The sequence below is a fragment of the Blautia pseudococcoides genome, from assembly GCF_001689125.2.
Classification (GTDB): Bacteria; Bacillota; Clostridia; order Lachnospirales; family Lachnospiraceae; genus Blautia; species Blautia pseudococcoides.
This window is the reverse complement of the sequence record NZ_CP015405.2, coordinates 1660048-1672665: the sequence shown is the minus strand read 5'-3', so window position 1 is coordinate 1672665 and position 12618 is coordinate 1660048. Positions and strand designations below refer to the sequence as shown.

At 46.5% G+C, this 12618-nt stretch carries 12 protein-coding genes; 9 read left to right on the top strand and 3 right to left on the bottom strand.

All coding sequences use genetic code 11. The features are described 5' to 3' along the window. Positions 1-5: 5 nt before the first annotated feature. On the bottom strand, positions 6-1913 hold the full coding sequence (locus A4V09_RS07880; protein WP_065541864.1) for an ABC-F family ATP-binding cassette domain-containing protein: 1908 nt from the start codon (positions 1911-1913) through the stop codon (positions 6-8). Between the two features lie 243 nt (positions 1914-2156). Here A4V09_RS07880 and A4V09_RS07875 point away from each other — a divergent pair, with 243 nt between their 5' ends. From A4V09_RS07875 to A4V09_RS07860, 4 genes are all read left to right on the top strand, one after another. Then, complete coding sequence (locus A4V09_RS07875) at positions 2157-2801, top strand: redox-sensing transcriptional repressor Rex (protein ID WP_065541863.1); 645 nt, start codon at positions 2157-2159, stop codon at positions 2799-2801. A 69-nt stretch (positions 2802-2870) separates the two neighbouring features. Continuing rightward, positions 2871-4373, top strand: coding sequence for a bifunctional ADP-dependent NAD(P)H-hydrate dehydratase/NAD(P)H-hydrate epimerase (locus A4V09_RS07870; RefSeq protein WP_065541862.1), 1503 nt, complete (start codon positions 2871-2873; stop codon positions 4371-4373). Continuing rightward, complete coding sequence (gene alr, locus A4V09_RS07865; RefSeq protein ID WP_065541861.1) at positions 4370-5509, top strand: alanine racemase; 1140 nt, start codon at positions 4370-4372, stop codon at positions 5507-5509. The genes A4V09_RS07870 and alr overlap by 4 nt, the downstream gene beginning before the upstream one ends. A gap of 145 nt (positions 5510-5654) precedes the next feature. Then, a complete protein-coding gene (locus A4V09_RS07860) occupies positions 5655-6005 on the top strand; it encodes a type II toxin-antitoxin system PemK/MazF family toxin (RefSeq protein ID WP_018594007.1) in 351 nt (116 codons plus the stop codon). Here A4V09_RS07860 and A4V09_RS07855 read toward each other — a convergent pair. Beyond that, complete coding sequence (locus A4V09_RS07855; protein WP_065541860.1) at positions 5998-6237, bottom strand: hypothetical protein; 240 nt, start codon at positions 6235-6237, stop codon at positions 5998-6000. The two genes, A4V09_RS07860 and A4V09_RS07855, sit on opposite strands and share 8 nt — an antisense overlap. A 523-nt stretch (positions 6238-6760) precedes the next feature. Here A4V09_RS07855 and ltrA point away from each other — a divergent pair. Next, positions 6761-8050, top strand: a complete 1290-nt coding sequence (gene ltrA / locus A4V09_RS07845; protein ID WP_065541859.1) for a group II intron reverse transcriptase/maturase — start codon at positions 6761-6763, stop codon at positions 8048-8050. A 254-nt stretch (positions 8051-8304) separates the two neighbouring features. On the opposite strand, the gene A4V09_RS24275 is transcribed toward ltrA, so the two are convergent. Further along, the gene (locus A4V09_RS24275) at positions 8305-8445 is read right to left on the bottom strand and encodes a hypothetical protein (protein WP_157123470.1); all 141 of its coding nucleotides are present in this window, start codon (positions 8443-8445) and stop codon (positions 8305-8307) included. A 213-nt stretch (positions 8446-8658) separates the two neighbouring features. On the opposite strand from A4V09_RS24275, the gene A4V09_RS07840 reads away from it, so the two are divergent. From A4V09_RS07840 to A4V09_RS07825, 4 genes are all read left to right on the top strand, one after another. After that, the gene (locus tag A4V09_RS07840; protein WP_065541858.1) at positions 8659-10038 is read left to right on the top strand and encodes a hemolysin family protein; all 1380 of its coding nucleotides are present in this window, start codon (positions 8659-8661) and stop codon (positions 10036-10038) included. Further along, entirely contained in the window at positions 10008-10736 is a 729-nt protein-coding gene (locus tag A4V09_RS07835; protein WP_065541857.1) for a YebC/PmpR family DNA-binding transcriptional regulator, read from the top strand. The genes A4V09_RS07840 and A4V09_RS07835 overlap by 31 nt, the downstream gene beginning before the upstream one ends. 141 nt (positions 10737-10877) lie before the next feature. Next, positions 10878-11582 carry a ClpP family protease gene (locus A4V09_RS07830; protein ID WP_065541856.1) on the top strand — a complete coding sequence of 235 codons (705 nt, stop codon included), beginning with the start codon at positions 10878-10880 and terminating at the stop codon, positions 11580-11582. Positions 11583-11729: 147 nt separating this feature from the next. Next, positions 11730-12605, top strand: a complete 876-nt coding sequence (locus tag A4V09_RS07825; protein WP_065541855.1) for an undecaprenyl-diphosphate phosphatase — start codon at positions 11730-11732, stop codon at positions 12603-12605. Positions 12606-12618: the final 13 nt, after the last annotated feature.

Genomic DNA, 12618 nt, shown 5'->3' with positions numbered 1-12618 from the left:
TGGCATTATGCCAGTTCTTCCCATTTTTCATAGAGTTCTTCCAGTTTTTGTGCGATTTCGGCTTTTTCGTTGGCCAGCTTTACGCATTCGGCCACATTGACCGCCACATCCGGCTTCTCCATCTCGGCGTCAATCTCCTTGTCTTTGGCTTCCAGGCGTTCAATCTCTGCTTCAGTCTTTTTCAAATCATTTTCGCGTTTTCTTTGACGTGCCTGTTCCTCTTTCTGTTGTTTCCAGTCCAGCTTTGTGGCAGAGACAGATTCCGCAGTTTCTTCCTCCGCCTGGCCAGGTGCATAGATACGGGTAAGTTCCTCTCTTTTTTCCATGTAGTAATCATAATTGCCGATGTAATTCACCATACTTTTGTTAGTCAGCTCCAGGATCCTGGTGGCTGTCCTGTTGATAAAATACCGGTCATGAGACACATACAGCACAGTTCCGGTGTAATTGCACAAGGCATCCTCCAGAATCTCCTTTGACATAATATCCAGGTGGTTGGTAGGCTCATCGAGGATCAGAAAGTTGGCTTCTGACAGCATGAGCTTAGCCAGGGATACACGTCCCCGTTCCCCGCCGCTTAACGAAGAGATCTTTTTAAACACATCATCTCCGGTGAAGAGGAAAGCTGCCAGCAGATTGCGGATCTCTGTGTTGGTGAGCTTTGGAAAATCATCAGAGATCTCCTCAAAGATGGTTTTCTCCATATGGAGTACATGGTGCTCCTGGTCATAGTATCCGATGTGTACTTTGCTTCCCAGATGAAAGACCCCGGCGTCGGCGGGAACCAGCTCGTTTAAGATTTTCAGTATGGTGGTCTTACCTGTTCCGTTGTTTCCGATGATCGCTACCCGTTCCCCCCGTTTGATAGAAAAATTCAGGTCCGAAAAGAGGGGGAGAGAGGGGAAGGATTTTGTGAGATGTTCCACTGTCAGTACATCCGTTCCGCTTTCCATACGGGGCTTTAAGTAAATACGCATGGAAGCGTTTACCTCTGTGGGCTTTTCTATGACTTCAATCTTATCCAGCAGTTTTTCTCGGCTTTCTGCCCGCTTTATGGATTTCTCCCTGTTAAACTGTTTTAATTTGGCGATCACTTCCTCCTGATGTTTGATCTCCTGCTGCTGGTTCAGATACGCCTGGTAGGCATCCCTGCGAAGCTGGGCCTTTTTCTCACTGTAAGCAGAATAATTTCCGGTAAATGAGCTTACCTTTCCGTTGTCAATATCAATAACTTTGGTTACGATCCTGTCCAGAAAATACCGGTCATGGGATACGATCAGGACAGCTCCCGGATAGTTCAGCAGATAGGTCTCCAGCCAGGAAATGGAATCCATATCCAGATGGTTGGTAGGCTCATCCAAAAGGATGATGTCCGGTTTTGACAAAAGCAGGCGTCCAAGTGCCACACGTGTTTTCTGCCCTCCTGACAGAGTGGAGATTTCTTTTTCAAAGTCACTCTCAGGAAAGCCAAGCCCTTTCAGCACGCCCACAAGCTCGCTTTTATATGCGTAGCCGTTTTCCATTTCAAATTCATGGGTCAGCCGGGAATACGTCTCCATCAGGTGTTCCAGTTCTTTCCCGGAAGCGTGCTTCATCTGCTTTTCCGTTTCCCGCATATGAAGCTCCATATCCAGAATATGCTGTTTGACCTGCAGCAGGGCATCGTAGATGGTGAGGGCGCTGTCCAGCTCCTGGTGCTGGGCCAGGTAGCCGATGGTCCTGCCTCTGGATAAGATGACCTCCCCGCTGTCCGCAGGAATCTCCTGCATGATAATGCGCAGTAGTGTGGATTTGCCCGCTCCGTTGATGCCCACTAAGGCGGCTTTTTCGCGTTCCTCTATATGGAAGGAGGCGTCATGGATCAAATTCATGCCTCCAAACGATTTTTCAATATTTTGACATGCCAGTATCATATTTAAGAATCTCCTTTATCTTTAGGTGTAACTGTTTTGTCTCTTACAGTCATAGACAAAATTCCACTGGGAATGGTCTTTGGCCGTGGGATTTTTGCTTCACCCTTCCTATTATATCTGAAATTCAGAATTTGACAACAGATAAAAACAACAATAACTGGAATTGTATTTGACTTTATTTTAACAATTATATATAATATTCCTATATGAAACAGAAAACTAAGACATAAGGAGGGTAAAGTCGTGGACGAAAAATGCATATCAAAAGCAGTCATCAGAAGACTTCCCCGATATTACAGATATTTAGGAGAACTTTTGGAAGATGGTGTGGAGCGTATTTCCTCAAATGAGCTGAGTACCAAAATGCGCGTGACGGCATCCCAGATCCGCCAGGACCTGAATAATTTTGGGGGTTTTGGGCAGCAGGGATACGGATATAATGTGCAGTACCTGTACACGGAAATAGGTAAGATCCTGGGACTTGACCGGACCCACAACATGATCATCATCGGAGCCGGTAATCTGGGCCAGGCTCTGGCGAATTATGTACAGTTTGAAAAACGCGGGTTTAAGGTTGTAGGCATCTTTGATGTGAATCCGGTTCTGAAAGGCATCTCCATACGAGGCAACGAAATTCTTATGATGGATGAACTTCCCCAGTATCTGAAGGATAATGACGTTCAGATAGCAGCGCTCACTCTGCCTAAGAATAATGCGGAGGAGACAGCGAACCTGCTGGTGGAAAACGGGATCAAGGCCATCTGGAATTTCGCACATCTGGATCTGGAGGTGCCGGAGGATGTTATTGTGGAAAACGTACATCTATCCGAGAGCCTCATGCGATTGTCTTATAATCTGAATTGTTATGTGACGGAACATAAAAAGTAAGAAAAGGCTGCTGCGGGACTTTTGCGGCGGCCTTTTTGCTGATACCGGCAAAAGAGAGGAGTGAATGACATGAAACAAATCGTAACCGGCGGACAGATGAAATTTTTGGATGATTATACCATCCGCAAGATCGGGATCCCATCCCTGGTCCTTATGGAACGGGCAGCCCTGAGTGTGTACCAGGCCCTCCTGGAGGAAAAATTTCCGCTTAAAAAGGTTCTGGTACTCTGCGGAACCGGAAATAACGGTGGGGATGGCGTAGCTGTGGCCCGTATGCTTCATGTGACAGGGGTTTCGGCAGATATCTGTATCCTTGGAAAAAAGGATCATTATACAGAAGAAATGAGAAAGCAAGTGAATATTGCGGAAAATTATCACATATCCTTTGTCAAGAATGCCGTACCTGCTGAATATACTACTATAGTAGATGCTGTCTTTGGTGTAGGACTGTCCAGAGAAGTGGATGGAATTTACAGAGACACCATCGAAGCCCTGAACCGGTCAGAGGCCAGGATCATGGCAGTGGATATCCCCTCCGGTATCAGCGCGGATACGGGAAAGGTGCTGGGCTGCGCAGTGAAAGCTGACGTGACTGTGACCTTTGCCTATGAGAAGGCGGGGCTGTTATTCTATCCGGGTGCTTCCTATGCGGGAAAGGTCAGGACTGCTGATATCGGGATCTATAAACTGCCCCGGAACGATTTTGAACTGTCTGTACTGCGCTGTGAGGAGAAAGATCTGTACCGGATCCCGGAAAGAAAGCCGGATGGAAACAAGGGAACCTATGGGAAGATATTCCTGGCAGCCGGAAGCCGTGATATCAGCGGCGCAGCGTATCTCTCTGCCTGTGCAGCACTCAGGACAGGTGCAGGCATGATCAAGGTACATACCAGGGAGGAGAACAGGCAGGTACTGACCACAATGCTGCCGGAGGCTATGTACAGCTTCTATGACGATGAGGAGATCAAAAAAGAACAGATACAGGAAGGGCTTACCTGGGCTGATGTGATCGGAGTAGGACCGGGACTTGGCACAGGACAGCAGGCAGAAGATATTCTCTACACCATACTGGCCGAGGGCGGTAAACCGCTGTTGATTGATGCGGACGGGCTGAATCTGCTGGCGGGCAGGATGGAGGTGCTGACACAGTATCCGGCACCTATCCTCATAACCCCCCATCTCGGTGAGTTCTCCAGAATCTCCGGGGTCTCTGTCAAAGAGTGGAAGGAAGCCCCCCTTTACCTGACAAGGCGTTTTGCACAGAAATATCACCTGACCGTAGTGTGCAAAGATTCACGTACCGTCATATCCGACGGCAGTGAGGAGATATTTATCAACACTTCCGGCAACAGCGGAATGGCAACAGCGGGAAGCGGAGATGTGCTTTTCGGAATCCTGATGGGGCTTTTGGCCCAGGGCCTTACGGCAAAAGAGGCAGCGCCTTTGGGTGTTTATTTCCATGGGATGGCAGGGGATCTGGCAGCTTCCCAAAAGGGAGAGTACAGTATGATAGCCGGAGATATGATTACACAGACAACGGAAATCTTGAAGAAAAGAGGAACAGTTTTATGAAGACACCAAGCAGGATTTACGTTTCCATAGATTTGGATGCGGTTTCCTATAATCTGGAAAGTATGAAGAGCCATATCCGCAAGGATACAAAAATCATAGCCGTACTGAAGGCGGACGGCTATGGACATGGTGCACTTCCCATTGCCAGGCATATAGAACCCCTGCCTTATATCTGGGGCTTTGCTGTAGCCTGTGTGGAAGAGGGACTTGCACTCAGGGAAGGCGGAATTGAAAAACCCATTCTGATCCTTGGATATACCTTCATGGAAGATTACGAGACGATCATTGAAAACGACTTCCGTCCCACCGTTTTTACCGGAAAGATGGCTGAAGATTTATCGGACACGGCAAAACGGCTGAATAAAACAGTAAAGATACATATTAAGCTGGATACAGGCATGACACGTATCGGCTACCGCAACCTGGAGCACGATGTACCCGAGATCCTGAAAATCGCTGAAATGCCCGGGCTTTTCGTGGAAGGGCTCTTCACACATTTTGCCAGGGCAGATGAGACGGGCAGGGAACCGGCCTATGTACAGCTTGAAAGATATTTGGAATTTGTCCGGGCCTTAGAGGAAAAAGGGCTGCATGTGCCTATGAAGCATTGTTCCAACAGTGCGGGTATCATCCGTATTCCCGAGGCGAATATGGATGCCGTGCGGGCAGGTATTATTCTGTACGGTCTCTATCCGTCCGGTGAGGTGGAAAAGGAGCCGGTGCCTTTAAAACCGGTTATGGCTCTCAAAAGCAGAGTTGTATACATAAAGACAGTGGAACCCGGCGTGGAGATCAGCTACGGCGGCACATTTGTCACAAAGCGCCCTACCAGGGTTGCCACCATTCCCGTGGGATATGCGGACGGGTATGCCAGAGGGCTGTCAAACAAGGGCAGTGTGCTGATACGCGGCAGGCGTGCGCCGATCATAGGACGAGTCTGCATGGATCAGTTTATGGTGGATGTGACGGATATTCCGGAAGCGGAAGAGCTGGACGAAGTGACATTAGTTGGACGGGACGGGGAAGAGAGCATTACGCTGGAGGAACTGGGAGAGCTTTCTGGCCGCTTTAATTACGAGTTTGCCTGCTGTATAAACAAGCGTGTGCCCCGCCTTTTTCTTCCCGCAGAACCGTAAGAACACATCCCGCAGCAAGCAAAAATCCTACCGCCCAAGGCGGTTTGGCTTCAGAAAAGTAAAAAACAAGAAAAACCATGGAATACACACGAGAGAACTTGGGAAGAATTATATCTGAACAGAAAAAAATCGGAGTGTGAAATGTGTGGTTATCAAACGAGGTGATATTTTTTACGCGGATTTAAGGCCGGTAGTCGGCAGTGAACAGGGCGGGATCCGTCCGGTGCTGATCATTCAGAATGACATCGGCAATAAACACAGCCCCACAGTGATCTGTGCGGCCATAACATCAAAGATGAATAAGGCGAAGCTGCCTACCCATATAGAGATCGACGCGTCCTCCTACGCCATTGTGAAGGATTCCGTGATCCTGCTGGAGCAGCTTCGCACCATTGATAAACGAAGATTAAAAGACAAGGTATGCCATCTGGATGCGGAAATACTGAAGAAAGTCAATCATGCCCTGTGCGTGAGCCTGGAACTTCCCACTACATAGTGAAAATTTCCTTTTCGCAGGCTTTCGCCTCCTGCATGGCGATGGGGAACCACCAGGTCTTTACCGGGACGAAGGCAGTTGTATAGATTCCGTTCTTAGCGCAGGATAAAACTTCTTCCCGGATACGGCTTCTGACTTCCTCCTCTGTCAGGCTGCCTGCCGCTGCCGCGGCTTCCAGATCCTGATATTTCGGTGTGATGTTATAGGACAGGCTATGGCCTGTCTTTTTCATTGCTGTGTGTCCAGCGAAGCTGTACCACACTTGCCGGTGTAAGTCCGGTCACGGTAATCGCCAGTGAGCCGTGTAGCTAAACTCGGTGCGTTGTAGTAATACAGGGTGCTAAGCGAGTGGATAAAGTAACCCGATAAGGGAGCGAGCAATCATGCAGACCGTAACATAAAGTGAATTCTGCCGTATCGTTAAAAAAAGGTCTCGAAAGAGAACAAAGGGAAGTTGAGCCTTGGGCATATGGGCGAAAACCATGGAACGTGTGAAGATACTGGAAAGCAACACGGAGGAATCCCTCGGTATAGAGGAAGCGGTATGTATGAAAAGTGTGGTTCGGAACTGGAGAGACCCTACCCATCACCGAAAGGTAAAGAGAAAGCGTATAAGCTTGGCGAAGTCGTATTTCTGATGGGAGGGAGTCGGAGGGGAACATAGTACCGATAATGACTGTGCAAGAAAACGCAGTCTATGGAAAGGTTCCCTGCTTCATTCATGTTTGTAGAGAGGGTAAGAGTGAGAGAATGTAATGAATACTAACAACTCCAAAGAAAAAGTTCGACAACTTCAAAACAAACTATATCTGACAGCCAAGAAATGTGATAGCCGAAGATTCCATGCACTATACGATAAAGTATATCGGGATGATGTGCTTTTCGAAGCATGGAAACGAATAAAAGCTAACAAAGGTTCTAGTGGTGTAGATGGTATCAGTATCGAAAATATTGAGACGATGGGGATTGAGAAATACCTAACAGAAATCAAATCGGAACTGATGGATGGAAAATACAAACCATTCCCAGTAAAACGTGTCATGATACCAAAACCAGACGGAAGTGAAAGACCACTTGGAATACCAACGGTTAAGGACAGAATTGTGCAGTTGGCTACAAAGATAGCGATAGAGCCAGTATTCGAAGCTGACTTTAGAGATTGTTCCTATGGATTCAGACCAAAAAGAAGTGCAAAACAAGCACTAGAGGTGGTAAGAAAAGCATGTAACAACAAAGGCTATTATGTAGTAGATGCAGATATCGAAAAGTTCTTTGATAACGTAAACCAAGATAAACTGATGTTGCTTGTGGAACAACGCATATCGGACAGAAGAATTCTGAAACTGATAAGACAGTGGCTTAAGTCAGGGATACTGTATGGAAATATCCTAACAGTCTCTGAATTAGGAACAGCCCAAGGTTCGGTGATATCTCCGTTACTGGCAAATATCTACCTAAATACACTAGACAGACTATGGAAAAAGTATGGACTTACTCATGGAATTCTTGTAAGGTACGCAGATGACACAGTGGTTATCTGTAAGAACAAGAAAAGTGCAAATCATGCACTGAATCTGCTTCAATACATCATGGGAAAACTGGATTTAAAGATACATCCAGTGAAAACAAAAATTGTCAGTATGTGGGATGGTAAAGAAGGATTTGATTTTCTTGGTATGCACCACAGAAGAATGACAACGGAAACAAGCAAAGGGCAACTGTATAAAGAAACATACCAGTACCCAAGCAAAAAAGCCATGAAGAAGATGAAAGCAGAAATCAAAAGGAATGTTAATAACCGATGCATGCTGGTTGCAAAGGAAGAAGATTTAATTAAAAATCTAAATCCGAAAATCACAGGATGGAAGAATTATTATTCAACCAAAACTAACGAAAAATGGATGCTGGCACTGGATTGGTATATTATCTGCACCTTTACAAGATGGTATAACAAGAAACACCTAAGACGAAATCATATGTCTAAGGTAGGCTTTGTTAGAAAAAGTATTTGCGAAAAAGGACTAAAGAAAATGGCTAGCGCATGACGTAATGCTGTAGAAAGAAGAATGTCGGAAAGCCGTGTGAGGGATAACCTCATGCACGGTTTGATGAGGGGCGAGTGAAAATATCACTCGCCTACTCTACCCCACAATGTCGTTGATGCCCTGTCCCTGGAAAGAATCAATACCTATTTCCGGAAACTCGGCAATGATCTGGTCCATTTTACCGCAGGAATGCATATCGAAAAACATGCCCAGTGTATGGCAGTGTTCCGCGATTTTTTTGATCCGCGGTTTTATCAGGCTGCGCCAGATTTCAGGTCTGCCAGCCGGTCGTAAATTGCGCCCACCTCATCCGGATCTGTGAGCATGGCGCAGAGGGCATTTTCAAATCCCATGAGTGTGTGAAGCCGTTGTCTGCCTTGGCGCTTGCCTCCCAATCCACAGCATCCAAATCCGGGAATACCACTTTTTCTCTCCAGTCACAGATATCCTCCAGAATCGGCAAAATACTAGTGTCGGGAATTACGGCTTTGCGGCCCGGACAGGCATTCTTTTTTCTTGACTGCTGTGCATGAAAATGGTATCTTATTATAGGACAGCCCTGTAAAAAGGGCAAATATGAGGGAAGAAAGAAGGAATTTTTTAATCATATGGATGACGGGAGTAGTCCTTTATGGGCGGTAATGGTTTTTCTATTATTCATCATCATTAACGGGATTTTATATGGATTTGGCTCTGCCATACAGAAAGTAAGCGAAAGTGAAGTGGAGAAGCGGCAGCAGGAGGGTGATAAGAGGTCCCGCTGGCTGTTGGATGTGGTGAACGATCCGGTTATGGTTGTCAATACCATTCTTACTGTGGGCACACTTTTAAGCATACTGGCCGGGTATGTGGGAATTCGCCGGCTTGTTCCCCATCTGTATACGGCACTGCATGGGGTTTCCGCATTTTCCTACATACCGGACGCTGTTCTGCGCGGCATCTGCATTGTGGTCGTGGTGCTTCTGGTATTGATCTTACTTGTGGCTGTAGGCGTAATTTCCGCCAAGAAGCTGTTTACCTGTAATCCGCACCAATGGGTTTACCGGACAGCAGGGCTGGTACGGCTGATCGTAAAGCTGTTTTATCCGATCACGTTTCTGATCATGAAACTGTCCAATGGGATGGTGCGCCTGCTGGGTGTGGATCCCCATCATAACGAAGAAGATGTGACGGAAGAAGAGATTATTTCAATGGTGGATGATGCCCATGAACAGGGTGTGATTGAAGAGAATGAAGCGGAAATGATTCAGAATATCATGGAGTTTTCCGACAAGGAAGCGCAGGATATCATGACTCACCGGAAAAATGTCAGCGCCATAGAGGTAAATACCCCTCTTGCTGAGGCCCTTTCCTATATGCTGAACGGAAGTAATTCCAGGTATCCGGTATACAGGGAAGATATGGATGATATTATCGGCATCCTGCATCTGAAGGATGCTATGAAGCAGATGACCTTTGAGAATAAAGGAGATGTTCCTGTGGGCCAGATACCGGATCTGATTCGTGAAGCCTCCTATATTCCAGAGACCAGGAGCATCAACGATTTGTTTAAACGAATGCAGGCCAAGAAAATCCACATGGCTGTGGTGGTGGATGAATATGGACAGACTTCCGGCATTGTTACCATGGAGGACATACTGGAAGAGATTGTGGGCAATATTCTGGACGAATATGATGAAGACGACCATTTTATTGTGGAACAGCTTGATGACTCCTATCTTATGAAAGGTCTCACACCTCTGGAAGAGGTGGGGGAAGTGCTGGATATTGATTTTGAGGATGAGGATTATGAGACATTAAACGGATATCTGACCTCTTTGCTGGGCCATATCCCCAATATCCAGGAGGACAAGGAAGTCAGGACAAACGGATATTTATTTACCATCCTGGGGGTGGAAAATAATACAATTCAAAAAGTAAGGGTAGAAAAACTGCTCAAAAAAGAAGGAGAAGAGAGATGTCAGGACATTCAAAATTCGCAAATATAAAACATAAAAAAGAGAAAAACGATGCTAAAAAAGGCAAAATTTTTACTGTGATCGGAAGAGAGATCGTGGTAGCCGTAAAAGAGGGCGGCCCGGACCCGGCCAACAACAGTAAACTGCGTGATGTGATCGCGAAGGCAAAAGCCAACAACATGCCAAACGACACCATTGACCGCGGGATCAAAAAAGCAGCGGGCGATGCCAATGCTGACAACTACGAATATATCACCTACGAAGGCTACGGCCCAAGCGGTGTGGCTGTCATTGTGGAGACGCTGACAGATAACAAGAACCGTACAGCCAGCAATGTGAGAAGTGCATTCACAAAAGGAAACGGCAATATCGGAACACCTGGCTGTGTGTCTTTCATGTTCGATAAAAAAGGGCAGATCATCATTGACAAGGAAGAGTGCGAGATGGATGCGGACGACCTGATGATGATCGCCCTGGATGCAGGCGCAGAAGATTTTTCTGAGGAGGAGGACAGCTTCGAGGTCCTCACCACTCCGGATGACTTCAGCGCTGTGCGCGAAGCCCTGGAAAAGGAAGGAATCCCTATGGCAGAGGCAGATGTTGCCATGATCCCCCAGACTTATGTGGAGCTTTCCGATGAGCAGGATGTGAAGAACCTGCTAAGAACACTGGATTTACTGGAAGATGACGACGACGTGCAGTATGTATGGCATAACTGGGACGAGTAAATAAAATCCCCCCTTTGCGTTTTAACAGGCGCAGAGGGGGCTTTTTTCCAGCCAACGAGCCGTACATCTGCACCGGAATGTGCATAATAATCACCAAACTACGCATCCTACCTCCAGGAATAAATTCTTGGAGGTAGTTTTATGTCTGAAGAAAAGAAAAAAGAACTGGAAAAAACAGAAAAACAAAATGAGCAGATAGAAGATATGGGGCAGTTAGATTTATCCGACAATGAAAAACAATATCATATCCACCTTTTGTCCATTATTGGTGAGGTGGAAGGCCATGAATCTCTGCCAAACAACAGCAAGACCACCAAATACGAGCATGTTCTTCCAAAGCTTGCCGTGATCGAGGACAGCAAAGATGTGGACGGCCTTCTCATCCTCCTCAACACTGTGGGTGGAGATGTGGAGGCAGGACTTGCGATTGCGGAGATGATCGCATCCCTGAGCAAGCCAACCGTTTCTTTGGTCCTTGGCGGCGGCCACTCCATCGGCGTGCCTATGGCAGTCTCCGCTGATTATTCTTTTATTGTGCCCTCTGCAACTATGGTGATACATCCGGTCCGGAGCAACGGTATGTTTATCGGCGTGATGCAGTCCTATAAAAATATAGAAAAAATACAGGACCGCATCACAGGCTTTGTCTCCTCCCATTCCAAGATGTCGCAGGAGCGTATCGAGGAACTGATGCTGGATCCCACACAGCTTGTAAAGGATGTGGGTACAATGCTGGAGGGTGAAGAAGCAGTGAAGGAAGGACTGATCGATGAAGTCGGCGGAATTTCCCAGTCTTTGGAAAAACTGTACGAACTTATTGAAAAAAACAGAAAAAATGAGGGATGATCGAAATTTCTTAAATTTTGTAAAGACTTTTAAGTTGTGTGAAATGCAATTTTATGATAGAATAAACATTTGATAAAGTTTATCACTCCATCTGTGCGCTTTACACAAAAAACAGATGGAGAAAATACATATGAAGAGGTTGACCACATGTCATTACTACAGGCACTTCTGCTTGGGCTGGTGCAGGGGATCACAGAGTTCCTTCCGGTGAGCAGTTCCGGGCATCTGGCTATTATGCAGAATCTTTTAAACATCAACACGGACACAGGCGTGTTGTTCGATGTGATTTTACATTTGGGAACGCTGACAGCTATTTTTATTGCGTTCTGGAAGGACATTAAGAAACTGATTCTGGATGGATGTGGGATGATTTATGACATTGTTCAGAATTTCAAAATATGGTCACACAACAGAAGAGAACACGATGCAAAGCGTTATAAAAAAATCGTGTCCACCAATTACCGAAAATTTATTCTGCTTATTATTGTCTCTACCATTCCTACGGCAGTTGTGGGACTGCTTCTAAAGAACGTGGTGGTGACAGCCGGCAGTAATCTGCTGGCACCCGGGGTGGGACTCTTCATCACCGGAATTTTGCTTTTGGTGGTGGATTTCTTCCCGGCAGGAAATAAAATACCAAGAGATGTATCCTTTGGGATCGCACTGGCTATCGGCTTTTTTCAGGGAATTGCGGTATTTCCCGGGATCTCACGGTCCGGTATGACCATAGCAGCCTGTCTGCTCTGCGGTCTCAACAGAAAATTTGCAGTAAAATATTCATTTATCATGTCCATTCCGGCTGTATTGGGGGCAGCTATCCTGGAATTAAAGGACATACCCGGCTCGGGAGCCACACTTCCCATGTTCGGGGAATATCTGGCAGCAGCGGTTCTGGCAGGAGTGGCGGGGTACTTCTGTATCAAGACAATGCTGCGGTTTGTGCAGCGCAAAAAATTCCGGTATTTCAGCATTTATTGTTTTATCATGGGAATTGCCGCTGTAACGTGTAATTTTGTCCTGTAGGCACAGGCCGCAG

Excerpts from the sequence above, each read along its gene's own strand:
- ltrA (WP_065541859.1), top strand. The coding sequence starts at position 6,761 with ATGAATACTAACAACTCCAAAGAAAAAGTTCGACAACTTCAAAACAAA.
- A4V09_RS07855 (WP_065541860.1), bottom strand. The coding sequence starts at position 6,237 with ATGAAAAAGACAGGCCATAGCCTGTCCTATAACATCACACCGAAATAT.
- A4V09_RS07830 (WP_065541856.1), top strand. The coding sequence starts at position 10,878 with ATGTCTGAAGAAAAGAAAAAAGAACTGGAAAAAACAGAAAAACAAAAT.
- A4V09_RS07825 (WP_065541855.1), top strand. The coding sequence starts at position 11,730 with ATGTCATTACTACAGGCACTTCTGCTTGGGCTGGTGCAGGGGATCACA.
- A4V09_RS07835 (WP_065541857.1), top strand. The coding sequence starts at position 10,008 with ATGTCAGGACATTCAAAATTCGCAAATATAAAACATAAAAAAGAGAAA.
- A4V09_RS07880 (WP_065541864.1), bottom strand. The coding sequence starts at position 1,913 with ATGATACTGGCATGTCAAAATATTGAAAAATCGTTTGGAGGCATGAAT.
- A4V09_RS07870 (WP_065541862.1), top strand. The coding sequence starts at position 2,871 with ATGAAACAAATCGTAACCGGCGGACAGATGAAATTTTTGGATGATTAT.
- A4V09_RS07840 (WP_065541858.1), top strand. The coding sequence starts at position 8,659 with ATGGATGACGGGAGTAGTCCTTTATGGGCGGTAATGGTTTTTCTATTA.
- alr (WP_065541861.1), top strand. The coding sequence starts at position 4,370 with ATGAAGACACCAAGCAGGATTTACGTTTCCATAGATTTGGATGCGGTT.